Source organism: Bradyrhizobium sp. ISRA430, assembly GCF_029909975.1.
Taxonomy (GTDB): domain Bacteria; phylum Pseudomonadota; class Alphaproteobacteria; order Rhizobiales; family Xanthobacteraceae; genus Bradyrhizobium.
Map to the genome: position 1 here is coordinate 8,017,656 of NZ_CP094516.1, position 24,404 is coordinate 8,042,059.

Annotated in this window: 19 protein-coding genes; 17 read left to right on the forward strand and 2 right to left on the reverse strand. The window is 64.5% G+C overall.

The window, feature by feature from the left end; translation table 11 throughout:
* Positions 1 to 346: 346 nt before the first annotated feature.
* From MTX21_RS37515 to MTX21_RS37575, 13 genes are all read left to right on the forward strand, one after another.
* Positions 347 to 1,765: a caspase family protein gene (locus MTX21_RS37515; RefSeq protein ID WP_280969463.1), complete on the forward strand. Its 1,419-nt coding sequence runs from the start codon at positions 347 to 349 to the stop codon at positions 1,763 to 1,765.
* Positions 1,766 to 2,033: 268 nt separating this feature from the next.
* Positions 2,034 to 2,279: a hypothetical protein gene (locus MTX21_RS37520; RefSeq protein WP_280969464.1), complete on the forward strand. Its 246-nt coding sequence runs from the start codon at positions 2,034 to 2,036 to the stop codon at positions 2,277 to 2,279.
* 51 nt (positions 2,280 to 2,330) lie between these two features.
* Positions 2,331 to 3,497, forward strand: a complete 1,167-nt coding sequence (locus tag MTX21_RS37525) for a crosslink repair DNA glycosylase YcaQ family protein (RefSeq protein WP_280969465.1) — start codon at positions 2,331 to 2,333, stop codon at positions 3,495 to 3,497.
* A gap of 353 nt (positions 3,498 to 3,850) precedes the next feature.
* Positions 3,851 to 5,194: an MFS transporter gene (locus tag MTX21_RS37530; protein ID WP_280969466.1), complete on the forward strand. Its 1,344-nt coding sequence runs from the start codon at positions 3,851 to 3,853 to the stop codon at positions 5,192 to 5,194.
* 231 nt (positions 5,195 to 5,425) lie between these two features.
* Positions 5,426 to 6,532 carry an efflux RND transporter periplasmic adaptor subunit gene (locus tag MTX21_RS37535; protein ID WP_280969467.1) on the forward strand — a complete coding sequence of 369 codons (1,107 nt, stop codon included), beginning with the start codon at positions 5,426 to 5,428 and terminating at the stop codon, positions 6,530 to 6,532.
* 171 nt (positions 6,533 to 6,703) lie between these two features.
* Entirely contained in the window at positions 6,704 to 9,841 is a 3,138-nt protein-coding gene (locus MTX21_RS37540) for an efflux RND transporter permease subunit (protein ID WP_280969468.1), read from the forward strand.
* Between the two features lie 31 nt (positions 9,842 to 9,872).
* The gene (locus MTX21_RS37545) at positions 9,873 to 10,472 is read left to right on the forward strand and encodes a TetR family transcriptional regulator (RefSeq protein ID WP_280969469.1); all 600 of its coding nucleotides are present in this window, start codon (positions 9,873 to 9,875) and stop codon (positions 10,470 to 10,472) included.
* 189 nt (positions 10,473 to 10,661) lie between these two features.
* Positions 10,662 to 11,285, forward strand: a complete 624-nt coding sequence (locus MTX21_RS37550) for a flavin reductase family protein (protein WP_280969470.1) — start codon at positions 10,662 to 10,664, stop codon at positions 11,283 to 11,285.
* A gap of 286 nt (positions 11,286 to 11,571) precedes the next feature.
* The gene (locus MTX21_RS37555) at positions 11,572 to 13,839 is read left to right on the forward strand and encodes an acyl-CoA dehydrogenase (protein ID WP_280969471.1); all 2,268 of its coding nucleotides are present in this window, start codon (positions 11,572 to 11,574) and stop codon (positions 13,837 to 13,839) included.
* Positions 13,839 to 15,122, forward strand: coding sequence for an acetyl-CoA C-acetyltransferase (locus MTX21_RS37560; RefSeq protein ID WP_280969472.1), 1,284 nt, complete (start codon positions 13,839 to 13,841; stop codon positions 15,120 to 15,122). Before MTX21_RS37555 ends, MTX21_RS37560 begins: the two co-directional genes overlap by 1 nt.
* 2 nt (positions 15,123 to 15,124) lie before the next feature.
* Positions 15,125 to 17,221 (forward strand): 3-hydroxyacyl-CoA dehydrogenase NAD-binding domain-containing protein, encoded by a 2,097-nt coding sequence (locus MTX21_RS37565; protein ID WP_280969473.1) that lies wholly within the window; start codon positions 15,125 to 15,127, stop codon positions 17,219 to 17,221.
* Positions 17,222 to 17,228: 7 nt separating this feature from the next.
* Positions 17,229 to 17,639 carry an acyl-CoA thioesterase gene (locus MTX21_RS37570; protein WP_280969474.1) on the forward strand — a complete coding sequence of 137 codons (411 nt, stop codon included), beginning with the start codon at positions 17,229 to 17,231 and terminating at the stop codon, positions 17,637 to 17,639.
* A gap of 220 nt (positions 17,640 to 17,859) precedes the next feature.
* Positions 17,860 to 18,051 (forward strand): hypothetical protein, encoded by a 192-nt coding sequence (locus MTX21_RS37575; RefSeq protein ID WP_280969475.1) that lies wholly within the window; start codon positions 17,860 to 17,862, stop codon positions 18,049 to 18,051.
* 228 nt (positions 18,052 to 18,279) lie between these two features.
* Here the strand turns inward: MTX21_RS37575 and MTX21_RS37580 are convergent, their stop codons facing one another.
* Positions 18,280 to 18,744 (reverse strand): nuclear transport factor 2 family protein, encoded by a 465-nt coding sequence (locus tag MTX21_RS37580; protein WP_341510855.1) that lies wholly within the window; start codon positions 18,742 to 18,744, stop codon positions 18,280 to 18,282.
* A gap of 155 nt (positions 18,745 to 18,899) precedes the next feature.
* On the opposite strand from MTX21_RS37580, the gene MTX21_RS37585 reads away from it, so the two are divergent.
* The gene (locus MTX21_RS37585) at positions 18,900 to 19,574 is read left to right on the forward strand and encodes an HAD-IA family hydrolase (protein WP_280969477.1); all 675 of its coding nucleotides are present in this window, start codon (positions 18,900 to 18,902) and stop codon (positions 19,572 to 19,574) included.
* A 99-nt stretch (positions 19,575 to 19,673) separates the two neighbouring features.
* A complete protein-coding gene (locus tag MTX21_RS37590) occupies positions 19,674 to 20,522 on the forward strand; it encodes a DeoR/GlpR family DNA-binding transcription regulator (RefSeq protein WP_280969478.1) in 849 nt (282 codons plus the stop codon).
* A 68-nt stretch (positions 20,523 to 20,590) separates the two neighbouring features.
* Here MTX21_RS37590 and MTX21_RS37595 read toward each other — a convergent pair whose 3' ends face one another.
* A complete protein-coding gene (locus tag MTX21_RS37595; RefSeq protein WP_280969479.1) occupies positions 20,591 to 21,490 on the reverse strand; it encodes an alpha/beta hydrolase in 900 nt (299 codons plus the stop codon).
* Positions 21,491 to 21,774: 284 nt separating this feature from the next.
* On the opposite strand from MTX21_RS37595, the gene glpD reads away from it, so the two are divergent.
* Both glpD and MTX21_RS37605 read left to right on the forward strand, forming a co-directional pair.
* A complete protein-coding gene (gene glpD, locus MTX21_RS37600) occupies positions 21,775 to 23,325 on the forward strand; it encodes a glycerol-3-phosphate dehydrogenase (protein ID WP_280969480.1) in 1,551 nt (516 codons plus the stop codon).
* Complete coding sequence (locus tag MTX21_RS37605; RefSeq protein ID WP_280969481.1) at positions 23,322 to 24,398, forward strand: ABC transporter ATP-binding protein; 1,077 nt, start codon at positions 23,322 to 23,324, stop codon at positions 24,396 to 24,398. Before glpD ends, MTX21_RS37605 begins: the two co-directional genes overlap by 4 nt.
* The last annotated feature ends 6 nt before the right edge of the window (positions 24,399 to 24,404 follow it).

The window sequence follows — 24,404 nt, forward strand, 5'->3', positions numbered from 1 at the left end:
GCACAAGACCTTTTGTCAGGAAGCAAGGCTGTTTCAACCAGCGCATCGAAAGCAGAGTGCAGGTGCAGCTCGCCCATTCGAAGTCGTGTCCGCGACTAAGCTGGACTTCGAACCGCAGCGGGTACAATCTCCCTGCCATTGCTCGTCACCAATCGTTATTGCCCGCTGCGTCAGCAGCCCCAGAAACGTAACCGTCGCAGCGTCCTTCCGATCGGTTCGAGCAGCAGAAATCCCCGGGTGATCCAGATCACAGTGCGTTGTTGTGATTTGGATCAGATTGCTCTGATCGGATCGGCTCAGGCCGATGCGATGGCAGCGAAGAAGTTTGGATCAGGGGAGAATGATCATGCGCTTCTTGATCGCAGCAATTTCAATCGCAGCATTTTTCGTCAGCGGCAACGCGGCTTTCGCGGACAAGCGCGTCGCCTTCGTGGTGGGCAACGCCGCCTACAGGAATGTCCCGCAGCTCCCCAACCCCGCGATCGATTCCAAGGCAATGGCCAGGGTGCTGCGCAATGTCGGCTTCGATGTCGTCGAGGGCGCCAACCTCACCCGCGACGCCATGACCGCAAAGCTTCTGGAGTTCGGCAAGAAGAGCGAGGGCGCCGATGTTGCCGTGTTCTTCTATGCCGGCCACGGCATTGCCGTGAACGGTGTCAACTATCTGCTGCCGATCGACGCAGACCTGAAATCCGAGATGGACGTCAAGCTCGGCGCGGCGATCAATGTCGACGTCACGCTCGATCAGACCATGGCGGACGCGAAAGTGAAACTCGTATTCCTGGACGCATGCCGCGATAACCCGTTCGCCGCAAAAATCCGTTCGGCCAAGGCCACCCGCTCCGTCAACGTGCAGACTGGGCTTGCCGAGATGAAGTCGGGCGAGGGCACGCTGATTGCCTTTGCCACCGGCCCCGGCCAGACCGCCCTCGATGGCGAGGCCGGCACGAACAGCCCGTTCACCCGCGCACTCGTCGCCAACATTGCCCAGCCCGGCGTCGAGATCCAGCAGGCCATGACCAAGGTTCGCGCCCAGGTCAGTGACGAGACCAGCAAGGGACAATTACCCTGGGGGCACACCAACCTCACCGGCAACGTCTATCTCAATCCGGTCGGTGCGCCGGCTGCGGCCACGGCGGATACGTCGAACGCGGCGGTATCGACCGCGGCCAAGCAAGGCTCCGATGTCGAGCTCGAGTTCTGGCGGTCGATCAAGGACTCCAACAAGGTGGAGGAGCTCAACGCCTATCTCACCAACTATCCGAACGGCACGTTCAAATCGATCGCACTCGCCCGCATCGCGGCCTTGCAGGATGGACCGTCCAACACCACCCGCAATCTGTCGTCCGGGATCGACCCCGCGACGTTCACCGAGGAAGCCAACCAGGTGTCCGAAGATCAGGTCGGTCTGGACAAGAGCCAGCGCCGTGACGTGCAGCGCCGCCTCACCGGGCTCGGCTTTGACGTCAAGGCGACGGGCAAGTTCGACGACGAGACCCGTTCCGTCATCAAGCGATGGCAGGCGGCTCGTGGCTATCCCGCCACGGGTTACCTCAACAAGCTCCAGCACAATGCCTTGCTCTCGGAGATCGTTTCGACCCGCGCAGCCTCCTCCGAGCAGGCAGACGATGAGCCGGTGCGTCGCCGTTCCTCCGCTGGCGGCGGCCGGCGCCATTATAGCGGCGGTGGTGGCGGCGGCAGTCCGATGGGCGGCCCCGGCGGTCTGTTGGGCGGTATGATGGGCGGGCTATTCGGCCGCCGCTGAGAGGCAAAGCGCGAAGTGAAGGCAGTCCGGACCGGGCTGCCTTCCACATCGGAAACCTGCGCTCATCCTTCGTCGCAAAGCCGTCGCGTGATGGCCAGCCTGCGAACAAGAATTCGGCCAGATGCGCGCCTAGCAGCACACTTGATCTAACAACCGCCAAATCTGACAATCGCCAAGGAAGCGAGCCGAGTTCCATACAGTGCCCAGGCCGAGTGACTACCAGTTCTATCGTGGCGGCTCGCCGGATCGGACAGCCTTCCTAAGCTCCATGTCCATCTATATCGGCGCAGCGATGATCGCGGTGGCGATCCTGCTGTCGACGCTGATCACGGGTCTCACCAGCCGCTATGTCGGCATCGAAGGTCCGACCGACGAGAATATGTGGCTGGTCGACCGCCTCACCGGCAGCGTCTATCGCTGCCAGGCGGCGGAGCGGGGCAGGGCCTCCTGCGAGCCGGACATCGCCACGGGCAGCATCGGCGATCGGTCCAAGGCGCCGAAGGGCGGTCACTAACGCCTGTCTGCATCTTTCGCCCGGCGCGAATCCCGCTACATTGCCTTCGCAATGTCCCGCGCGCCCAAACCGCTTCCGCTCTCAACCACACAGGCCCGGCAGATCTGGCTGCATGCCCAGCGGCTCGACGTGCGTGCGCCGTTCGGGGAAGGCGCGCGGGCCGTCGCCGACGCGACGGCTCATCTCGGCTACGTGCAGATCGACACGATCAATGTGATCGAGCGCTGCCACCATCATATCCTCTATAGCCGCATCCCGTCCTACCGCCGCGCCGACCTGCGCCTTGCCCAGAGCGTCGAGAAGAGCGTGTTCGAATACTGGACGCATGCGCTGTCCTACGTGCCGACGAACGATTTCCGCTTCTTCCTGCCGGCGATGCGCGAGCATCGCCGCGACGGGCACAAATGGTACGCCTCGGTCACGCCGGCCGACATGCGCAAGGTGATGCGGCTGGTGCGCGCCGGTCCCCTGACGATCCGCGACATCGAGGACGACGTGCTCACCGAGAAGGAGCACCTTTGGCAGAGCCGCAAGCCCTCCAAGCGCGCGTTGCAGCTCGCCTTCTATACCGGCGTCGTGACCATCAGCGAGCGCCAGGGCATGCTCAAGACCTATGAGCTGATGACGCGCCATTTCGGCTGGGACAAGCTGCCGAAGCCGGCCTCGACAAAGGACATCACCGCCTATCTGCTCGACCGGGCCCTGCGGTCGCAAGGCATCGTGAGTCTCGATTCGGTCTGCCATCTCGACGCGCCGCGCAAGAAAGAGGTCGCGCGCCTGATCGCCGCGCGCGTTCGCCGCGGTGAGCTCGTCTCCGTCGCACTTCATGGCGCCGGCAAGCAGGAGCATTGGGCAGCGCCGGCCTCGTTCGAGGAGAATGGCGAGGGGATTTCGCCGGATCTCGTCCACATCCTGTCGCCGTTCGATCCCCTGATCATCCAGCGCAAGCGCACCAATCTCTTTTTCGGCTACAATCATCTGTTCGAAGCCTACGTGCCGAAACCCAAGCGCAAGTTCGGCTATTTTGCGCTTCCGGTGCTGGTCGGCGACGAAATCGTCGCCGCGCTCGACCTCAAGACCGACCGCCAGAACAAAAAGCTCTTGATGCAGAAATGGACCTGGGTCGGGGAAGGGAAGAAGACGGCGGGACGCAAGGAGCTGAAACAGAAAATCGAGGAAGAGCTCGATCGTTTCGAGCGGTTTCAATTGGCGGAGTGAGTGCTGGCAGCGAGGTTGTGGTGAACGGCTTCATCAATCTCGTCATTGCGAGCGCAGCGAAGCAATCCAGAATCTTTCCGCGGTGACAGTCTGGATTGCTTCGCTGCGCTCGCAATGACGGAGGAGAGAGCCGAACTCGGAGGCGAAATCTCAGGGTGGGTTAGAGCCCGCACCAGCGCAGGAACAGACCGCAGACAATCACGGCGACGGCGCGTGCGGCGTAGTGCCGTCTGCACCGGCGCAACGGGCTTGACCGGCTGCGCCCCGTGCATTGCTCGCTCCATTGACTCTTTGCCCGCGATGCTCAAAACCGCGCTTCTGTCCTAAAAAAGCAACGATCCCGGGGGGAAGCCATGAGCCAGACCACGACCTTTGCCGGTTCCGCCGGCGGCGCCAAGAATGCCAACAAGAGCGCAATCGAGACCTCGACCATCCGCGCCATCTCCTGGCGGCTGATTCCCTTCCTGGTGCTGGCCTACTTCTTCTCCTATCTCGACCGCGTCAATCTTGGCTTCGCCGCCCTGACCATGAATGCGGAGCTGAAGTTCACGCCGCTGATCTTCTCCTGGGGCGCCGGCATCTTCTTCATCGGCTATTTCATCTTCGAGGTGCCGAGCAATCTGGCGTTGGAGAAGTTCGGCGCCAGCCGCTGGATCGCCCGCATCATGGTGACCTGGGGCATCATCTCGGCGCTGATGGCGCTGGTGAATGGCGTGACGAGCTTCTATGTCCTGCGCTTCCTGCTCGGCGTCGCCGAAGCCGGCTTCTTTCCCGGCATCATTCTTTATCTAACCTATTGGTACCCCGCCGAATACCGCGCGCGCTTCCTCGCCGCCTTCGCCATCGCCGTGCCGGTCTCGACCGTGATTGGTGCCCCGATCTCCGGCCTGCTGCTCGGGCTCGACGGCGTGATGGGCCTGAAGGGCTGGCAGTGGCTGTTCATCATCGAGGGCATCCCCTCGGTGCTGCTCGGCATCGTCACCTGGTTCTATCTCACCGACAAGCCGGAGAAGGCGGACTGGCTCTCGGCCGAGCAGAAGGCTTGGCTCAAGGGGAGGCTTGATTCCGAGATTGCGGCCAAGCAGGCCGTGAAGCATCTGTCGCTCGGCGAAGCGCTGTCTTCGCCCAAAGTGATCGCGTTGAGCTTGATCTATTTCGGCTTCGTCGGCGCGCTCTACGGCATGCAGTTCTGGCTGCCGCAGATCGTCAAGGCGTTCGGCCTCACCAACGCGCAGACCGGCTTCGTCACCGCGATCCCGTATCTGTTCGGCACCATCGCGATGATCCTGTGGGCGCGGCATTCCGATGCCACGCGCGAACGCGTGATGCACGTGGGCGCGCCGCTGCTGCTCACCGCCGTCGCGCTCGGCGTCTCCTCCTATCTCACCGATCCCACCCTGACGATGGTGGTGCTGACGGTGGCGGCGATCGGCGTGTTCTGCTGTTTCGGCGTGTTCTGGACCCTGCCGACCGCCTGGCTCTCCGGCACGGCCGCCGCCGGCGCCATCGCTTTGATCAACTCGATCGGCAATCTCGCCGGCTTCGGCGGGCCCTACCTGATCGGCTGGGTCAAGGAAGCAACGGGCCAGACCTCGACCGGCCTCCTGGTGCTCGCCATCTTGCCCCTGATTGCCGGCATCCTGGTCTTCATCGGCGGCCACGACAGCAAGCACGAGTTCGCCGAACAGGGGCGGTAGCCTCCAGACGTCGCCCTGGCGAAGGCCTGGCCCATACTCCGCGGCCCCTCTTGGGGCACGCGGGGAGACGTTTTCTTTCAACAATCGACTTCAGGGGTAATGGGCCTTGGTTTTCGCCGGGCGACGGGAGGGTCATCCCGTCGATCACGGATTCCTGATGACTGACGATTATTGACTTTTATCAGTGATTAGTCGACATTTCTCCGGAACACAGAAGCAGGAGCGTCTCCGATGTTCGTCCGGTCAGTATTGTCGAGCTATTCCAAGCTCTTGGCAGGCATCGCGCTGGCCGCCACGGCTGCTGCGCTGGCTGGGTGCAATGAGACCGTCGCCGAGAAGGCCGAGCCGCCGCGGCCGGTTCTGGTCGCCACCGCGCATTACGAGGCCGAAACGCCGGAGCGGAGCTTCGTCGGCACGATCAAGCCCCGGATCGAGAGCGACCTCGGCTTCCGTGTCGCCGGCAAAGTGGCAAAACGCCTAGTCGAGGTTGGCCAGACCGTCGAGGTCGGCGAGCCGCTCGCAACCCTCGACGAGGTCGACCTCAAGCTGCAGGCCGAGCAGGCCGTCGCCGAGCAGACTGCCGCAACCGGCGTGCTGGCCCAGGCTGCTGCCGCCGAGCAGCGTGCCAAGGATCTGAAGGCCAAGGGCTGGACCACCGACGCGCAGATGGATTCGAGCCGCGCCGCCGCCGACGAGGCGCGTGCGCGCCTGAACCGGGCCGAGCGCTCGGTCGAGCTGACCAAGAATTCCCTTTCCTACGCGACGCTCAACGCCGACGCCCGTGGCGTCGTCACCGCAACGCTGATCGAGCCCGGCCAGGTGGTCGCCGCGGGTCAGGCCTCGATCCGCGTCGCCCGCTTTGCCGAGAAGGAAGCGGTCGTCGCGATCCCTGAGACGCTGGTCGAACGCGCCAAGTCGGGCGTCGCCAGCGTCACTCTTTGGTCGGAGCCCAACAAGAAGTACGCAGCGAAGCTGCGCGAGATCGCGCCCGCCGCCGACCCGGCCACGCGCACCTATCTCGCAAAGTTCTCGCTGCCCGAAGCCGACGACAAGGTCGCGCTCGGCATGACCGCGACGCTGACGCTGTCGGACGCCGCCACCGAGCGCGTCGCGCGACTGCCGCTGTCCGCGCTGTTCAACGAAGGCGGCAAGCCCTCGTTCTATGTCGTCGACGACAACGGCGCGGTCACGCTGCAGCCGGTCACGGTGAAGTCCTATGAGAGCAACGACGTCGTCGTCACCGGCGGCGTGGCGGAGGGCGCCAAGATCGTCGCCCTCGGCGTGCAGAAGCTCGATCCGAGCCAGAAGGTCCGGATTGTGTCCTCGCTGTCTTTCTAACGCGGGTTCTTTCGAGTTCCGTCGTTGCGAGGTGAGTTTCGGCCGCAAGGCTGAAGCGGCGAAGCGATCCAGCACCTGCCCAGCCCCCTGGATTGCTTCGCTGCCTCGCGATGACGGGTTGAACAGAGTGGCTGTCGTTTTTGACAAGTGGATCGTCTTACGGAGAGTGCGATGAAGCGCTTCAACCTTTCGGCCTGGGCCGTCAGCCATCCGACGCTGGTCCTGTTCCTGATGATCGTGCTCGGTGCCGCCGGCTTCTTCTCCTACGAGAAGCTGGGCCGCGCCGAGGATCCGTTCTTCACGGTGAAGGTGGTCAACGTCTCCGTGATGTGGCCGGGCGCGACCGCGCAGGAGATGCAGACCCAGGTCGCCGATCCCATCGAGAAGAAGCTCCAGGAGCTGCCTTACTTCGAGAAGGTGCAGACCTACTCCAAGCCCGCCTTCACCGCGCTCCAAGTGACCTTCCGCGACAACACCCCGCCGAAGGACGTGCCCTATCTCTTCTATCTTCTGCGCAAGAAGCTCGTCGACGTGCAGGGCCAGTTGCCCTCGGGCATTCTCGGGCCCGTGGTCAATGACGAGTTCTCCGACGTCGATTCCATCCTCTACATGATGACCGGCGACGGCGCCGATTATGCCCAGCTCAAGAAGGTCTCCGAAGGTTTCCGCCAGCGTCTCCTGAAGGTGCCCGGCGTGACCAAGGTCGACGTCTACGGCACCCAGGACGAGCGCATCTATGTCGAGTTCTCGCATGCCAAGCTTGCGACGCTGGGTATCACGCCGCAGGCGCTGTTCGATTCGCTCGCCAAGCAGAACAACGTGACCCCGGCCGGCACGGTCGAGACCTCGTCGCAGCGCGTGCCGCTGCGCGTCACCGGCGCGCTCGACTGTGCCAAGGCCGTGGCCGAGACCCCGGTCGAGAGCAACGGCCGCGTCTTCCGCCTCGGCGACATCGCGACCGTCACCCACGGCTATGCCGATCCGCCGAGCTTCGTCGTCCGCCAGGAAGGCAAGCCGGCGATCGGCATCGGCGTCGTCACCGCCAAGGGCGCCAACATCCTCGAGCTCGGCAAGGAGGTCGAGAAGGCGACCGCCGAGTTCATGAAGGCGGTGCCGCAGGGCGTCGACGTCGAGCTGATCGCCGACCAGCCCAAGGTGGTCGAGCACGCGGTGGGCGAGTTCGTGCACTCCTTCATGGAGGCGCTCGTGATCGTGCTGTTCGTGTCGTTCCTCGCGCTCGGCTGGCGCACCGGCATCGTCGTCGCAATGTCCGTTCCGCTGGTGCTCGGCATCGTCTTCATCGTCATGAACACGATGTCGCTCGACCTGCACCGCATCACCCTCGGCGCGCTGATCATCGCGCTCGGCCTGCTCGTCGACGACGCCATCATCGCGGTCGAGATGATGGTGGTGAAGATGGAGCAGGGCTGGGACCGCATCCGCGCCGCGTCCTTTGCCTGGGAATCCACTGCGTTTCCGATGCTCACGGGAACGCTGGTCACGGCCGCTGGCTTCCTCCCCATCGGCTTTGCCAATTCCGCGGTCGGCGAATATGCCGGCAGCATCTTCTGGATCGTGGCGATCGCGCTGATCGCCTCCTGGTTCGTGGCGGTGATCTTCACGCCTTACATCGGCGTCAAGCTCCTGCCCGACATGAAGCTGCACCATAGCCACGATCCGCATGCAGTCTACGAGACTCGCATGTACCGCGGCCTGCGCGCCATCGTGCAGTGGTGCGTCAATCACCGCATCACGGTGGTGGTCGCGACCGTCGGCATCTTCATCGCCTCGATCGTCGGCTTCGGCCACGTCCAGCAGCAGTTCTTCCCGCTGTCGGAGCGGCCCGAACTGTTCCTCCAGCTCCGTCTGCCGGAAGGCACTGCCTTCAACGTCACCGAAAAGGCCGTGAAGAAGGCCGAGACACTGCTCAAGGACGACAAGGACATCGCGACCTACACGGCCTATGTCGGCCAAGGCTCGCCGCGCTTCTGGCTCGGCCTCAATCCGCAGCTTCCGAACGAGGCCTTCGCCGAGATCGTGATCGTCGCCAAGGGCGTCGAGGCACGCGAGCGCGTCAAGGCCAAGATCGAGAACGCGGTCGCCGACGGCATGTTGACCGAGGCGCGCGTCCGCGTGGACCGCTTCAATTTCGGTCCGCCGGTCGGTTTCCCCGTGCAGTTCCGCGTGATCGGCCCTGACGCCAACAAGGTGCGCGAGATCGCTTACCAGGTTCGCGACGTCATGCGCGAGAACAAGAACGTCAAGGACGTCCAGCTCGACTGGAACGAGCAGTCGCCCTACCTCAAGCTCGTCGTCGATCAGGACCGTGCCCGCGCCATGGGCCTGACGCCGCAGGACGTGTCGCAGGCGCTTTCGATGCTGATCTCGGGCGCGCAGGTCACGACCGTACGCGACGGCATTGAGAAGGTTGGCGTGGTCGCGCGTGCGATCCCGTCCGAACGCCTCGACCTCGGCGGCGTCGGCGATCTGACCATAACGTCGCGCAACGGCGTTGCCGTGCCGCTGCAGCAGATCGCCAAGATCGAGTACTCGCATGAGGAGCCGATCCTGTGGCGCCGCAACCGCGACATGGCGATCACCGTGCGCTCCGACGTCGTCGACGGCGTGCAGGCGCCTGACGTCACCAACCAGATCACGCCGAAGCTGAAGGCGATCAAGGACCACCTCGAGCCGGCCTATCGCATCGAGCCGGGTGGCGCCTTCGAGGAATCCGCCAAGGGCAATGCCTCGATCTTCATCCTCTTCCCGGTGATGGTCATGGTGATGCTGACGCTGCTCATGATCCAGCTCCAGAGCTTCTCGCGCCTGTTCCTGGTGTTCCTGACCGCGCCGCTCGGCATCGTGGGCGCCTCCCTCGGCCTCAACGTCGCCAACGCGCCGTTCGGCTTCGTGGCACTGCTCGGCCTGATCGCGCTCGCCGGCATGATCATGCGCAACACGGTCATCCTGGTCGACCAGATCGAGACCGACGTCTCGCACGGCCTGACCCGGCGCGAGGCGATCGTGGAGGCGACCGTCCGCCGTGCCCGCCCCGTGGTGCTGACGGCCCTCGCGGCCATCCTGGCCATGATCCCGCTGTCGCGCTCGGCATTCTGGGGCCCGATGGCGATCACCATCATGGGCGGCTTGTTCGTTGCAACCTTCCTAACGCTCCTGTACCTGCCGGGCCTCTACGCCCTCTGGTTCCGCAAGAGCCTGGACGAGGCGGGGTCTCCCACGCTGGCCACTGCGGCGCAGCATGGGAGCGATGCCGAGCCGGCAATTCCGCTTGCTGAGGCGGCTGAATAGATGAAGAGTATCGAGTGATGAGTCCTGACAGATGACACTGACTGCGGAACATATCGAAGGCGACACCCGGGAGCGCATCCTCGAGGTGGCCGAGAGGCTGTTCCGCCTGATCGGGTATCAGAAGACCACAGTCGGGGATATCGCCAAGGAGCTCAGGATGAGCCCCGCCAACGTGTATCGCTTCTTCGAATCGAAGAAGGCGATCCACCAGGCGGTGGCGCGGGGCTTGATGGGCGAGGTCGAGCTCGAGGCGCAGCGGATCGTGGCGAGGCCGGGTCCAGTGATCCCCCGCTTCCGTGAGCTGCTCACCACCATCAACCGCATGAACACCGAGCGCTATGTCGGCGATTCCAAGCTGCATGAGATGGTCGAGATCGCCATGCAGGAAGATTGGGATGTCTGCGTCGCCCACATGGAGTGTATTGCCGGGGTTATCGGCCAGATGATCGCGCAGGGCGTCGCCTCCGGCGAGTTCGAGGCGCCGGACCTGCAGCTCGCTTCGCTCTGTGCCTGCACCGCGATGATGCGCTTCTTCCACCCGCAGATGATCGCCCAGTGCGCCACCAAGCCGGGCCCGACCATCGACCAGATGATCGATTTCGTCATCGCGGGTCTGTCGCCACGCCACTGACGGGCCGAGGAATTTCTCCCTATAAGCAGGCCTTCCGTCATTCCGCTTCGGGATGACGGAAGGTTTTGCGAGCGAGACGGATCAACGGACTCCGTCATTGCGAGCGCAGCGAAGCAATCCAGAATCCCACCGCGGAGACAGTCTGGATCGCTTCGCTGCGCTCGCAATGACGATCAGGGAAAAATCAGCGTGACCGACAAAGACCTGCATTTCTACGAGCCCTCCAAGGGCCACGGCCTCAAGCATGATCCCTTCAATGCCATCATCGCACCGCGGCCGATCGGCTGGATCTCTTCCCGCGACGCCAAGGGCCACGTCAACCTCGCGCCGTACAGCTTCTTCAACGCGTTCTGCTACACCCCGCCGATCATCGGCTTCTCCTCCACCAACTGGAAGGACACCGTCGAGAACATCCAGCAGGCCAAGGAATTCGTCTGGAATCTCGCCACCATGGATCTGGCCAAGCACATGAACGCGACTGCGGCGCATGTTGCGCCCGATGTCGACGAGTTCAAGATCGCGGGCCTTACCGCCGTTCCGGGCAAGCTCGTCAACGTGCCGCGCGTTGCCGAAAGCCCGGTCGCCTTCGAGTGCCGCCTGTCCGACATCGTCCGCCTCAAGGGTGCCGACGGCAGGGAGGCCGATGCCTGGCTGACGCTCGGCGAGGTCGTCGCCGTCCACATCGACAAGGCCATGATCAAGGACGGCATCTACCAGACCGCCGCCGCCCGCCCGATCGTCCGCGCCGGACGCCGTGGCGATTATTTCGAGATCAGGCCGGAAAACATGTTCGAGATGGTCCGGCCGGATTAGGCCGGCCACGCCGTCATTCCGGGGCGACGCGTTAGCGTCGAGCCCGGAATCCATAACCACAATCGAGAGTATGGATTCCGGGCTCGCGCCTGACGGCGCGCCCCGGAATGACGGCGTGGAGGCATCTCACCATCCCCCTCCCGGAACTGCCACCGCGCCCCGGCCGTTATCGCTGCGGGCCGCCCGGCCGCGTCAATTCGCTTCTTTTTGCGGGCGAAGTGTTCACTTCTGTCGGCCACTTTCCGCTAAAATGCTCCTCATCCGCGCCGATCATGAGGTTTTTGCCATGAGCTTCCGCCGCGACACCCTCACCAAGCCGATCTTCGCTCTCGCGCGCGGCGCCTTGCCGGCGATGTCCGACACCGAGCGTGAGGCGCTGGAAGCCGGCGACGTCTGGTGGGACGCCGATCTCTTCACCGGCAATCCCGACTGGTCGAAACTGCTGAGCGTCGCCCCGGCTACGTTGACGGAGGAGGAGCAGGCCTTCCTCAACGGCCCGGTCAACGCGCTCTGCGCCATGCTCGACGAATGGAAGATTTTTTGGGAATGGCGCGACCTGCCTCACGAGGTCTGGCATTTCATCAAGCGCGAAAAATTCTTCGGCATGATCATTCCGAAGGAGTTCGGCGGCCTCGGCTTCTCGCCCTATGCGCATTCGGAAGTGGTGCGCAAGATCTCGACCCGCTCGATCGCGGCGGCCGTCACGGTGATGGTTCCGAACTCGCTCGGGCCGGGCGAGCTCTTGATGCGCTTCGGCACGAAGGAGCAGCAGCAACGCTGGCTGCCCCGCCTTGCCGACGGTCGCGACATTCCCTGCTTCGGCCTGACCAGCCCCGAAGCCGGCTCCGATGCGGCCTCGATGGTCGACAGCGGCATCATCTGCAAGGGAGTTTTCGAAGACCGCGAGATCATCGGCCTCAGGCTCAACTGGCACAAGCGCTACATCACGCTCGGCCCCGTCGCAACGCTCCTGGGTCTCGCCTTCAAGGCCTATGATCCGGATCATCTGGTGGGCAATCAGGAGGAGCTCGGCATCACCGTGGCGCTGATCCCGACCGGCTTGCCCGGCGTCGAGATCGGCCACCGCCATCTGCCGGCGATGCAGGTGTTCCAGAATGGCCCGAACCGGGGCCGCGACGTCTTCATTCCGCTCGATTACGTCATCGGAGGCAAGGAGCGGCTCGGGCAGGGCTGGAAGATGCTGATGACCGCGCTCGCCGCCGGACGCGGAATCTCCTTGCCGTCGCTCTCGGCCGCGGGTGCGGCCTTGGCGGCACGCACCACCGGCGCCTATGCGCGCATCCGCGAGCAGTTCGGCATCTCCATCGCCAAATTCGAAGGCGTCGAGGAGCCGCTCGCGCGCATCGTCGCGACCGCCTACCAGCTTGATGCGGCGCGACGGCTCACCTGCGCGGCGCTGAATGCCGGCGTTCATCCCGCCGTCATCTCCGGCATCATGAAGCTGCACGCGACCGAGCGGATGCGAACCGCGGTCGACGACGCCATGGACATCCATGGCGGCAAGGCGGTGATCGACGGACCGCAAAACTATCTTGGCAATCTGCACCGGGCCGTGCCGGTCGGCATCACGGTGGAAGGCGCCAACATCCTGACCCGCAATCTCATCGTGTTCGGGCAGGGCGCGATCCGCGCCCATCCCTTTCTGCTCGACGAGATGAATGCGCTCGCCGACACCGACCGCGAGCGCGGGCTGACCGACTTCGACAAGGCGTTCTGGAAGCATGTCGGCCACAGCTTCCAGACGCTGTTCCGCGCCCTCAGTCGGTGCTGGACCTTTGGCGCGTTCGCGCCCGCGCCGGACGCAGGCGAGGCGACACGGTTCTATCGCCAGCTCTCGCGCTATTCGGCGGCCTTCGCGCTCTGCGCCGACGTGGCGCTGCTCACGCTCGGCGGTGCGCTGAAGCGCAAGGAGATGCTGTCGGCGCGGTTCGGCGACATCCTCTCCGAGCTCTATCTGCTCTCGGCCGCGCTGAAGCGCTGGCATGATGAAGGCCGGCAGAAGGAGGATTTCGCCGCGCTCGAATGGTGCATGGCCTCCGGCTTCAAGACCATCGAGAACAGGTTCGCCGAGATTCTCGCCAATCTGCCGAACCGCTTCGTCGCAGGGATCCTCAAGCTCGTGGTCCAGCCCTTCGGCGCCCGCGTGCTCGGCCCAAGCGACCGCGTCGTGCACCAATGCGCCAGCCTCGTGCTGGAGCCGTCGGCCGCGCGCGACCGCCTCACGCCGGACCTTGCCCATGTCGATGATGACTGCGGCTTTGCCCGGCTGGAGCATGCGTTCAAGCTGGTCGCGAGCACCGATGCGATCGCAAAGCGCATGCGGGCCGCGCATATCCACGACTGGAAGGAGGCGGCGGCCAAGGGCGTGATCACGCAGGCCGAAGGCGAGCAGCTTGCGGCGGCGGGTGAAGCTGTCGCAAAAGTGATCGAGGTCGATGATTTCGCGCCCGAAGCGCTGTCGCCGATTTACAAGAAAACCGGCGACGTGCATCAGTTCTTCCAGGAACTCGGGGAACAGAGGGCGGCGAGCTGATGGCACGACCGGTTTTCATCGTCGACGGCAGCAGGACGCCGTTTCTCAAGGCGCGCTCGGGGCCGGGCCCGTTCACGCCGGTCGATCTCGCCGTGCAATGCGGCCGGCCGCTGCTGGCGCGCCAGCCGTTCGCGCCCACCGCCTTCGACCAGGTCATCCTCGGCTGCGTCAACGTGATCGCGGACGAAATGAATCCTGCCCGCGTCGCGGCACTCAGGCTCGGCATGGGCGAGGACATGGTCGCCTTCACCGTGCAGATCAATTGCGGCTCCGGCATGCAGTCGATCGACAGCGCCTACCGCTACATCCGCGAAGGTCATGCCGACATGATCCTCGCCGGCGGCACCGAGGCGCTGAGCCACGCGCCGCTGGTCTGGCCCAATGCCGGCGTGCGCTGGTTCGCGGGGCTTGCCACTGCGAAGGGCATGGCCGCAAAAATCGCCGCAGCGCTGAAAGTGCGGCCACGCTTCCTGAAGCCGATCATTGGCCTCGAGCGCGGGCTGACCGATCCGATCACCGAATTGAACATGGGCCAGACCGCCGAGGTGGTCGGCCATCTCTTCGGCATCACCCGCGCGCAGTCCGATGCCTATGCCGCCGAGAGCCATCGCCGGCTCGCGCACGCGCAGGCGCAAGGCTTCCTCAAGGGCGAGGTCGAGACCGCCTTCTCCCGCGACGGAAAATTCTTCGACCATGACGACGGCGTGCGCCCGGACTCCACGCCCGAGACGCTGGCGAAGCTGAAGCCGGTGTTCGAGCGTCCCTGGGGCCAGGTCACCGCCGGCAATTCCTCGCAGATCACCGACGGCGCCTCCTGGGTGATCCTTGCCTCCGACGAGGCGGTGGTGAAGCACAAATTGTCGCCGAAGGCTGCCATCATCGACAGCAATTGGGCCGCGCTCGATCCGAGCATCATGGGGCTCGGGCCGGTGATGTCGGCGACGCCGCTGCTGTCGCGCAACAACCTCACCATCAAGGACGTCGAGACCTGGGAGCTGAACGAGGCCTTCGCCACACAGGTGCTCGGCTGCCTTGCCGCCTGGAATGACGAAAAATTCTGCCGCGAGATTCTCGGCCTCGACGACGCGGCCGGCGAGATCGATCGCGACAAGCTCAACGTCGATGGCGGTGCGATCTCGCTCGGCCATCCCGTCGGCACGTCCGGCAACCGCATCGTGCTGCACCTCGTCAACGCCATGAAGCGGCTCGGCACGCGCCGCGGCGTTGCCACGGAGTGCATCGGCGGCGGGCTCGGCGGCGCCATGTTGATCGAGGCGGTGTAACCATGGATTCGAAGATCATGACCGCGCTCGGCGATCGCGTGCTTGCGCTCGGGCCTCAGCCCGCGGCCGCCGGGCCCTATCGCCACTTCAAGCTGACGCGCGATGCCGACGGGATCGCCTGGCTGCTGTTCGACCGCGCCGACGCCAGCGCCAACACGCTGTCCGCGGACGTGATGGAGGAATTCGACGCCGTGCTCGCGGCGATCGAGACCGAGCGCCCCGCCGGCCTCGTGATCCGTTCGGCAAAGCCGTCCGGTTTCATTGCCGGCGCCGACGTCAACGAATTCCGCGGCGCCAGCGATGCCGCCATGGTGGAGACGCGCATCCGCGGCGCGCATGCCGTGGTCGATCATCTGGAGGCGCTGCGGTTGCCGACGGTTGCGGTGATCCACGGCTTCTGCCTCGGCGGCGGGCTCGAGGTCGCGCTCGCCTGCCAGTCGCGCATCGCCATCGACGGCGCGCGCTTCGGCTTCCCGGAGGTGATGCTCGGCCTGCATCCCGGCCTCGGCGGCACCGCGCGATTCACCGCCTTGGTGAATCCGACCCAGTCGATGGCCTTGATGCTGACCGGCCGCACCATCGACGCGCGCCGCGCCAAATCGCTCGGCCTCGTCGACACCGTGACGCAGGAGCGGCACGTCCACAACGCGGTGAGGGACGCGCTGTTCGGCCGGCTGAAGCGGGCCCGGCCGGGTCTTCTCACCCGCGCGGCCAGTTTTGGTCCCGTGCGCGGGCTGCTTGCCAAGCGCATGCGGAGCGAGGCCGCGAAGGCCGCCCCCCGCGAGCATTATCCGGCGCCATACGCGCTGATCGATCTCTGGGAGGCCCATGGCGGCAGCAAGGCCGCGATGCTGAAGGCTGAGCAGGCATCCTTCGCCAGGCTGATGGTGACGCCGACGGCGCAGAACCTGATCCGCGTGTTCTTTCTGCGCGAGCAGATGAAGAAGGCGGCGGGTACCGGCAGCACGGTCAAGCACGTCCATGTCATCGGCGCCGGTGCCATGGGCGGCGACATTGCCGCTTGGGTAGCGAGCCAGGGGCTGCGGGTCTCGCTGGCCGACATGAAGGCGGAGCCGATCGCCGGTGCAGTCAAGCGCGCCGCCGAGCTCTACGGCAAGATCATCCGCAAGCCCACCGAGGTGCGCGACGCGCTCGATCGTCTCGTTCCAGACATGGACGGCGAGGGCGTCCGTAACGCTGATCTGATCATCGAGGCGGTGCCGGAAAAGCTCGAGCTCAAGCAGAAGGTCTATGCCGGGCTCGAGCCGCGGATGAAGCCGGGCGCGATTCTCGCCACCAACACCTCGAGCATCCCGCTCCAGGATCTGCAGAGCGGTCTGGCGCGGCCGGAGCGGCTCGTCGGCCTGCATTTCTTCAATCCGGTGTCGCGGCTGCAACTGGTCGAGGTCGTCAGCCATGACGGCAACGACCCGCAGGTGTTGAAGGAGGCGCTTGCCTTCGTCGGCGCGATCGACCGCCTGCCGCTCTCCGTGAAAAGCTCGCCCGGATTCCTCGTCAACCGCGCGCTGACACCGTACATGCTGGAAGCGATGGTGATGCTGGACGAGAAGATCGACCAGCGCCTGATCGATGCGGCGGCCGAACAATTCGGCATGCCGATGGGACCGATCGAACTCGCCGACCAGGTCGGGCTCGACATCTGTCTGGACGTCGGCGACATGCTGCGCACGAAGTTCGGAGATCTGCTGCCGCCGACGCCGGCCTGGCTGCGCGATAAGGTCGCCAAGGGCGAGCTCGGCCGCAAGAGCGGAAAGGGCTTCTACGTCTGGAAGGACGGCAAGGCGGAGAAGGTGCCGTTGCCGGAGACCGGCCCGCGTGTCACCGACCAGATGATCGACCGGCTGATCCTGCCGATCTCCAACGTCTGCGTCGCGGCGCTTCGCGAAGGCATCGTCGACGATGCCGATGCGGTCGACGGCGCCATGATCTTTGGCACCGGCTACGCGCCGTTCCGTGGCGGTCCGTTGAATTATGCGCGCACGCGCGGCGCGGAAAATGTCGTATCCACCTTGCGCGCGCTGGCCGAACGATTCGGCGGCCGCTTCGCGCCCGATCCGGGCTGGGATAATTTCAAGTGAGAGGCACATGACTGAACAGGCCGACACCGAGCCGAGCGGCGACCTCTGCATTCGCACGCTGGCAATGCCCGCCGACACCAACGCCAATGGCGATATCTTCGGCGGCTGGCTGCTGAGCCAGATGGACGTCGGTGGCGGCGTGTTCGCTTCGAAGGTGGCGAAGTCGCGCACCGTCACGGTGGCGATCGAGGCGATGAATTTCCGCAAAGCGGTCTATGTCGGCGATCTTGTCTCGGTCTACGCCAATCTCGTTCGCGTGGGGCGTACCTCGCTCACCGTGCATCTCGAGGCCTGGGCGCTCCGTCGCGGCGAGGAGAATCCGTTCCTCGTCACCGACGGAAATTTCACCTACGTTTCGATCGACGAGCACGGCCGGCCGCAAGCGGTTCGCCAGCCGGACGCATCGATCGCGACGTAATCGCGCGCGGCGCGATGCCTCATCCTCGTTGTCATTGCCGTTACTGATCGCGGCATCTGTGAGTCGCCGCGTCGCGGCTTCGCCAAGAACCAGTCATAAAAGGGATGAGGTCCCGGCGTACTCAGTTGCGTGTCGATTCGGGGACGAAAACGGCTGATTTGCCCTAGGAACCTTTGGGCAGAACCGTCGTTATTTGCCCGCACTGAGGACTCAACGGGCCATGACGGACAGCTACATCATCGAAGTCAATTCAGAGACCGCAGGTATCGTCGTTCGCAATCAAGGAGGCTATTGTTTCTTCGCCTCATCCCACCGCTTCAACCGCCTGGAGGGCCAAATCTTCCGCAACGCCCGCGAAGCCGAGCGCGCTGCAAGCAAGCTCGTTAACGGCGAGGTGAAGGAGGCGGCGTGATCTCCCCGCCTGTCATTCCGGGCGCGCGCGAAGCGTGGGATCGGAATCTTTTGCCGCGCATGTTGTCCTTCTCCCCTTGTGGGAGAAGGTGGCGCGAAGCGCCGGATGAGGGGTTGCTTCCGCACATTCAGAGGTAAAAGAATCTCTCGCGGAGAGAGACCCCTCACCCGTCTCGCCGCTAGCGCGGCGAGCCACCCTCTCCCACAAGGGGAGAGGGTGAAAGAAGCATCACAGCTTCGTCGCCGCCCGCGACAACAGCTTCCAGTCGTCGCCCTGCTTCTGCCAGTTCATCAGGATGTGAAGGTTGGTCGGCACTTTTTTCCCATCGGCCGCCATCTCCTGCTCTGCGACCCAATGGAAGCGCACGATCGCGGCGGGGCCGACGACCTTGATGGTCGGGTCCTTGTATTCGATCGACAGGAATTTCGATTTGCCGTCGGTGGCGTTGGCGATGAAGGTCGCCTTGTCCTCGACCTTGCCGCTGGAATGGCTGTAGCTCAGATCATCCCAACATAACGCGCCGAGTGCCTTCGGGTCGGCCGCGATCTGAGCGAGGCGGAAGGCCTCGACCTTCTTCGCCACGGCTTCTTCGTCCGCCGAGGCGGCCTGCGCCGGCATCGCGCCGGAAGCTGTGATGGCAATGGTGGAGACAGCCAGGGTCGAGAGAGCCAGCTCGCGCCGGTTGATGATCATCGTTTCCTCCTTTTTGATCTTGCCGCGAGTGTTGCAGCCGCGCGCGACTTTGTCGAGTGTCACCTCGTCGTCATGCAATGCTCTGCATTGCGCGAGCGAGGTCATATTGATACGTCTTGCGCATTGATGCGCGGCGCGCGAGGGAAAGTACGGAAATGATCGAGGCCATCGGCAGGGCGTTGCTGTTCGATATCGACGGCACGCTCGCCAACACCGACCCGCTGCACTTGAAGGCTTTCAACCAGGTGCTCGGCCCCCGCGGCCATGTCTTCGATCACGTGCGCTTTTCGAAGGAGCTCCAGGGCTTCTCCAATGCATCGATCGGCGAGCGGTTTCTCACCGAGGAAGCGCTCGAGCGCCGCGTCGCGATCCTCGGCGAGAAGGAGGAGATCTTTCGCACGCTGGTGGCCGGACAGATCGAGCCGCTGCCCGGCTTGATGGCGCTGCTCGACCGGGCGGATGCTGCCGGCATTCCCATGGTCGCCGTCACCAACGCGCCGCGGCTGAATGCGGAGCTGCTGTTGTCGGGCCTCGGCATCACGGAGCGGTTCGAGGCGATCGTGATCGGCGATGAGCTTTTGCACGGCAAGCCGCATCCGTTGCCCTATCGGGAAGGGCTGCGCTTCGTCGGTGCCAGCGCCCAAGCCTCGATCGCGTTCGAGGACTCCCGCTCGGGCGTGCAGTCGGCCACGGCCGCCGGGATTCCAACCATCGGGATACGGACGAGCCTCAGCCATGCTGACCTTGTTGCCGCCGGCGCGATCGCCTCCGCGAGTGCCTTCGACGATCCCGAGCTGCTCGCCCGGCTCGCGACCGCAATGGCGTGGTGAGGAGCGAGGACCCTTTGTCCGTTAACCGTGATCAGCTCTTGCATTGACCGATCGCGCGATCCGCCGCACCATGCACCCAGTGATTTTGAGGCCATCACCGTGACCGGATTGACCCATCGCCAAGCCGAAATCCTCAACATCGCGCGCGCCTCCGGCCGCGTGATGGTCGAAGAACTCGCCCGCCGCTTTGAGGTGTCGGCGCAGACCATCCGGAAAGATCTCAACGATCTCTGCGAGCGCCGCTCGCTGACCCGCATCCATGGCGGCGCCATCATCGCGTCCGGCGTCGAAAACCTCGCCTACGAGGCCCGGCGCTTCGTCGCCGCCGATGAGAAGAAGGCGATCGGGATGGCGGCCGCTTCGCTCATTCCCAACGGCTGCTCGCTGTTCATCAATATCGGCACCACGACGGAGGAGGTCGCGAGCGCGCTCACCTCGCACGAGGATCTGCTCGTCATCACCAACAATCTCAACGTAGCCATGCTGCTCTACCGCCATCCCCGGATCGAGGTGGTGGTTGCCGGCGGCACGGTGCGGCGTGCCGACGGCGCCGTGGTCGGCTCGACCGCAACGCAATTGATCGGCCAGTTCAAGGTCGATTACGCCATCATCGGTGCGTCCGCGATCGACGAGGAGGGCGCGCTGCTGGATTTCGATTATCGCGAGGTCCAGGTCGCGCAGGCCATCATCGCGAATGCCCGCAGCGTCATGCTGGTTGCCGATTCGACGAAGCTTCGCCGCAGTGCTCCGGTGCGCATCGCCCATATCACCCAGATCCAGACCTTCGTTACCGATCAGGAACTGCCCGAACGCCTCGCCACCATCTGCCACAGCAAGGGCATCGAGGTGGTGGAGGCGCTGCCGAAGTCTGCCGATATCGACGAGGCGCAGGCCGAGGCCACACAGGACACTGCGCCGGAGGCATCCCCGGTTGTGCGATTGCGCTGAGGCCGCGGTCGGCTGCCTAGCTGAACTCCGTTTCCTGCCTACCCCGCAAGGCGGCAGGTCCACTGTTCCTAGTGAAGCGCGATGAAGGCAAGCACCGCCTCGTCATAAGCTTTGGGATTTTCGCTTGGGACCGTATGGGACGCATCGGGTATTTTTGCTCGCGTGGCCTGCGGCAGACATTTTTCCAGTTCGTCCACGATGCGATGGAAATACTCCGGACTGCGCTCGCCAGTCGTCACGAGTGTTGGTGCCGAAATGCGCTTTGCCATCTCGCAGGTGAACACCGGACGCGGGCGAGGTGAGGTGACGTCCGCAACCCCCGAAGGCGCATTGTCCAGCATCATTTGGCGCTCGGCTTGCGACCGCCGATCGTAAGTGCCAGGTCCGCCCACGCCGTCGGCGAAGAGCCACAGCCCTGCATCGACATCATTTTTCTTGAATGCTTCGCGCGCAGACGTAAATCGAGCGCCCCATTGTTTCAGGACGTCCGCGCCTGTCGGGCTTCCGGCGAGCAGGCCTTGGGCCGGAGGTTCGTTGACCACGAGCGTTCGCACCATCTCGGGATGATTGGATGCGAAGAATAGAGCGGCGTGCGCGCCAGACGAGTGCGCGACAATATGCGCCCGTTTGACGCCGAGGCCGGTCAAAATTGCAGCCAAGTCCTCCCCATGCACGTCTGCCGCGCCATCAGGGAGGCCGTCATTGCTTGCCGCATTGGGGTAGTGATTCTGCCGGCTATAGGCGATGACGAGATGGTTCTTTGAAAACACCGGCAGGTGCTCGTTCCAGAGACGATAGTCCTGAAAGCCCCCATGCACGAAAAAGATGGGGTCGCCTTGCCCGAGCTCGACATAGCCGAACGTCGTACCGGCAGCGCTGATCTGTTTGACGCTTCCGTCGGCAGCAGCCGCCGACGCCCACAGCCCGAGAAAGAGACCAGTGAAGGCGGCTCCGATTCCAGAATGCATGGTTGGGCTCCTGCATTGCCGAGCCGGAAGACGATAACCCGGCGAGCGAGCGCCGTACCATGCGACGTTGTGTACCGAATGCCTGACAATTTGCCTGAGTGCCGGTGGCAGGAGCACGCGGGACGGTCGAGCGGGCCCTCGTGCCTTCCGACAACCCACCCGTTGCCTACAAAAAAGTTCCGCTTTCGCCTCTTCTCGCTTCTCTTTCATCTTGCTTTCGCTTTCGGGTGTGATCTAATCAAAAACGAAAGTAGCCGTCCGATGGAACGGGCGGTCGCCGGGGGATGCGTCTGTTGGAGCGTATTTTCGACCTCGCCATTATCGGAGGCGGTGTTAACGGCTGCGGCATCGCGCGCGACGCGGTGGGCCGTGGCAACACGGTTTTCCTGTGCGAAATGAACGATCTGGCGAGCGGGACATCGTCCTGGTCGACCAAGCTCGTGCATGGCGGCCTGCGGTATCTCGAATATTACGAGTTCCGGCTGGTCCGTGAGGCGCTGATCGAGCGCGAGATCCTCTGGGGCATCGCGCCCCACATCATTCGCCCCCTGCGTTTCGTTCTGCCGCATCATGCGGGCCTGCGCCCGGCCTGGCTCCTGCGCCTCGGCCTCTTCCTCTACGACCACATCGGCGGGCGTCATCTCCTGCCGGCGACCCGTTCGGTCGATCTCAGGCACGACGAGGTCGGCCGCCCGCTGATCCCGAATCGCTACACCCGCGCGTTCGAATATTCCGACTGCTTCGTCGATGACGCCCGTCTCGTCGTGCTCAACGCGCGCGACGCCGCCGACAAGGGCGCCGAGATTCGCACCCGCACCCGCGCCACCGAGATCCGCCAGTCCGACGGCGTCTGGACCGTGAGCATGGTCGACACGCTGACCGGCGCACGCTCATCGATCCAGGCCCGGGCGCTCATCAATGCCGGCGGCCCATGGGTCGAGGACGTGCTCGGCCGTGGCGCCGGCGTCAATGCCAACGCCAAGGTGCGCCTGGTGCAGGGCTCGCACATCGTGGTGAAGAAACTCTACGATCACGACCGCGCCTACATGTTCCAGAACGCGGACGGCCGCATCATCTTCGTCATTCCCTACCAGGACGATTTCACGCTGATCGGCACCACCGATCGCGACTATGACGGCGATCCCTCCAAGGTGAAGGCGACGACGGAGGAGATCCAGTATCTCTGCACGGCTGCGAGCGAATATCTGGCCAAGCCGGTGACGCCGGAGGAGGTGGTCTGGACCTATTCCGGCGTGCGTCCGCTCTATGACGATGGCGCCAGCGAAGCCAAAGCCGCGACCCGCGACTACGTATTCGAGCTCGACACGCCCGGCGGCGTGCCGCTGCTGTCGATCTATGGCGGCAAGATCACGACCTACCGCCGTCTCGCCGAGGAGGCGCTGGAACGGCTTGCGCCCTATCTTCGCAGTGCGAAAGCGCGCGAGGGCTGGACCGGAAAATGGCCGCTACCCGGCGGCGAGATGGATGTGTCGGCCGTCGACGGCCTGATCGCGGAACTTCAGCGCGGCTATCCCTTCCTCACTCACGAACATGCGCGGCGCCTGGCGCGCGCTTATGGCACCCGCGCGATCAAGCTGCTGGGCGAAGCGAAATCGGCCGCCGATCTCGGTCAGTCCTTCGGTGCGACGCTGACCGAGCGCGAGGTCCGCTACCTCATGGCCAATGAGTGGGCTGTTACCGCCGAGGACATCGTCTGGCGGCGCTCCAAGCTCGGCCTGCGACTAAGTGCCGACGAGATCGCGGCGCTTGACGACTGGATCAGGACCCACGCCGTGCAGCAAAGTCCCCTGCTGGAAGCAGGAGGACGCTCATGACCGTGGCGCTCGATCACGTGACCCGGACCGTCGACGGAATTCCGCACATCCGCGACGTTTCGCTGACGCTCGCGAGCGGCACGCTCAACGTGCTGCTCGGGCCGACGCTGTCGGGCAAGACCTCGATCATGCGGCTGCTCGCCGGCCTCGACAAGCCGACCACGGGCAAGGTGCTGGTCAACGGCAAGGACGTCACCGGCGCCGACGTGCGCCAGCGCTCGGTGGCGATGGTCTACCAGCAATTCATCAACTACCCCTCGCTCACGGTCTATGAGAACATTGCGTCGCCGCTGCGCGTGCAGGGCAAGCCGCGCGAAGAGATCGAGAAGCGCGTGGCGGAGGCCGCGAAACTGCTCAGGCTCGAGCCGTTCCTCAAGCGCACGCCGCTCCAGCTTTCCGGCGGCCAGCAGCAGCGCACCGCGATCGCGCGCGCCCTGGTGAAGGGCGCCGATCTCGTGCTGCTCGACGAGCCGCTCGCCAATCTCGACTACAAGCTGCGCGAGGAGCTGCGCGCCGAGCTGCCGCGCATCTTCGAGGCCTCGGGCGCGATCTTCGTCTACGCCACCACCGAGCCCAGCGAGGCGCTGCTTCTCGGCGGCAACACCGTCTGCATGTGGGAAGGCCGGGCACTGCAGATGGGCGAGACCTCGACCGTCTACCGCCGGCCGCAGAGCTTGCGGGTCGCGCAAGTGTTTTCCGATCCGCCGCTCAACCTCGTCGGCATCGAGAAGAAGAACGGGCAGGTCGCATATGCCGGCGGCACCACGTCGCCGGCTTCGGGCCTCTACACCGGACTTGCCGACGGCGCCTATCGCGTGGGCTTTCGCGCGCATCAGCTCGGGCTCGCCAGCGGTGAGGCTGACCGCCACGCCTTCCATGCCACGGTGACGGTGACGGAAATCACCGGTTCGGAGAGTTTCGTGCATCTGACCCGTGACGGCTTGAACTGGGTTGCGGTCCTGCACGGCGTGCACGAGTTCGAGGCCGGCCAGACCATCGATGCCGTGCTCGATCCCAACGACGTTTTCGTTTTCGATGCGGCCGACCGTCTGGTCGCCGCGCCGGGCTCGTGAGGGAGG

Coding starts and splice junctions, on each gene's coding strand:
- MTX21_RS37515 (WP_280969463.1), top strand. CDS start 347: ATGCGCTTCTTGATCGCAGCAATTTCAATCGCAGCATTTTTCGTCAGC.
- MTX21_RS37520 (WP_280969464.1), top strand. CDS start 2,034: ATGTCCATCTATATCGGCGCAGCGATGATCGCGGTGGCGATCCTGCTG.
- MTX21_RS37525 (WP_280969465.1), top strand. CDS start 2,331: ATGTCCCGCGCGCCCAAACCGCTTCCGCTCTCAACCACACAGGCCCGG.
- MTX21_RS37530 (WP_280969466.1), top strand. CDS start 3,851: ATGAGCCAGACCACGACCTTTGCCGGTTCCGCCGGCGGCGCCAAGAAT.
- MTX21_RS37535 (WP_280969467.1), top strand. CDS start 5,426: ATGTTCGTCCGGTCAGTATTGTCGAGCTATTCCAAGCTCTTGGCAGGC.
- MTX21_RS37540 (WP_280969468.1), top strand. CDS start 6,704: ATGAAGCGCTTCAACCTTTCGGCCTGGGCCGTCAGCCATCCGACGCTG.
- MTX21_RS37545 (WP_280969469.1), top strand. CDS start 9,873: ATGACACTGACTGCGGAACATATCGAAGGCGACACCCGGGAGCGCATC.
- MTX21_RS37555 (WP_280969471.1), top strand. CDS start 11,572: ATGAGCTTCCGCCGCGACACCCTCACCAAGCCGATCTTCGCTCTCGCG.
- MTX21_RS37560 (WP_280969472.1), top strand. CDS start 13,839: ATGGCACGACCGGTTTTCATCGTCGACGGCAGCAGGACGCCGTTTCTC.
- MTX21_RS37565 (WP_280969473.1), top strand. CDS start 15,125: ATGGATTCGAAGATCATGACCGCGCTCGGCGATCGCGTGCTTGCGCTC.
- MTX21_RS37570 (WP_280969474.1), top strand. CDS start 17,229: ATGACTGAACAGGCCGACACCGAGCCGAGCGGCGACCTCTGCATTCGC.
- MTX21_RS37575 (WP_280969475.1), top strand. CDS start 17,860: ATGACGGACAGCTACATCATCGAAGTCAATTCAGAGACCGCAGGTATC.
- MTX21_RS37580 (WP_341510855.1), bottom strand. CDS start 18,744: ATGATCATCAACCGGCGCGAGCTGGCTCTCTCGACCCTGGCTGTCTCC.
- MTX21_RS37585 (WP_280969477.1), top strand. CDS start 18,900: ATGATCGAGGCCATCGGCAGGGCGTTGCTGTTCGATATCGACGGCACG.
- MTX21_RS37595 (WP_280969479.1), bottom strand. CDS start 21,490: ATGCATTCTGGAATCGGAGCCGCCTTCACTGGTCTCTTTCTCGGGCTG.
- glpD (WP_280969480.1), top strand. CDS start 21,775: ATGCGTCTGTTGGAGCGTATTTTCGACCTCGCCATTATCGGAGGCGGT.
- MTX21_RS37605 (WP_280969481.1), top strand. CDS start 23,322: ATGACCGTGGCGCTCGATCACGTGACCCGGACCGTCGACGGAATTCCG.